The organism is Burkholderia dolosa, from assembly GCF_902499135.1.
Classification (GTDB): domain Bacteria; phylum Pseudomonadota; class Gammaproteobacteria; order Burkholderiales; family Burkholderiaceae; genus Burkholderia; species Burkholderia dolosa.
This window is the reverse complement of sequence record NZ_CABVPR010000156.1, coordinates 1-695: the sequence shown is the minus strand read 5'-3', so window position 1 is coordinate 695 and position 695 is coordinate 1. Positions and strand designations below refer to the sequence as shown.

General features: G+C 58.3%; 1 protein-coding gene. It reads right to left on the bottom strand.

Going from position 1 to position 695, the window contains the following annotated elements:
* Positions 1-695, bottom strand: a 695-nt coding sequence (locus BUB20358_RS27975; protein ID WP_174905192.1) for an IS3 family transposase, incomplete at both ends; no start/stop codon positions are given.

Below are 695 nucleotides of genomic sequence, written 5' to 3'. Positions count from 1 at the left end.
GGCCAGCCGGGGCTGGGTTCTGTATTGAACAGGACTCAGCCCTTTTAGCTTCAGCCGGATACGTTCGTGGTTGTAGTGCTGGATTCCAGCCTGCAATTGTTCGACGCTGTCGAACTCGTTCAGGTAGAAGAACTCGGCCTTGAGGGTACCAAAGAAGCTCTCTATGGCGGCGTTGTCCAGGCAGTTGCCTTTGCGTGACATGCTCTGGCGAACGGCGCGCTGATCCAGCAAGCGACGATAGGCTGGCATCTGATACTGCCAGCCCTGATCGGAGTGCAGCAACGGACGTTCGCCGCGCGTCAGCCTTGAGAAGGCCTTCTTGAGCATGCTGCTGATCAAATCGAAGCTCGCTCGGGTAGCACTGTGCCAGGCGATGATTTCGCCGTTATACAAGTCCATCACCGGTGACAGGTAAAGCTTCTGGCCTTTCACGTTGAATTCCGTGACGTCGGTCACCCATTTCTGGTTGAGGCGTTCCGCCTTGAACTGCCGGTTGAGCAAGTTCGGCGCGACACAACCCACCATTCCCCGCCAGGAACGGTACTTCTTCGCTCGCACCAGCGACTTCAAGCCGAGTTGAAGCATCAGGCGCCGGACCAGCTTGTGGTTGACCGGTGCCCCCGCTTGCCGGATGACCGCCGTGATGCGCCGGTAGCCATAACGGCCCCGGTGACATTCATAGATCGTCCGGATGC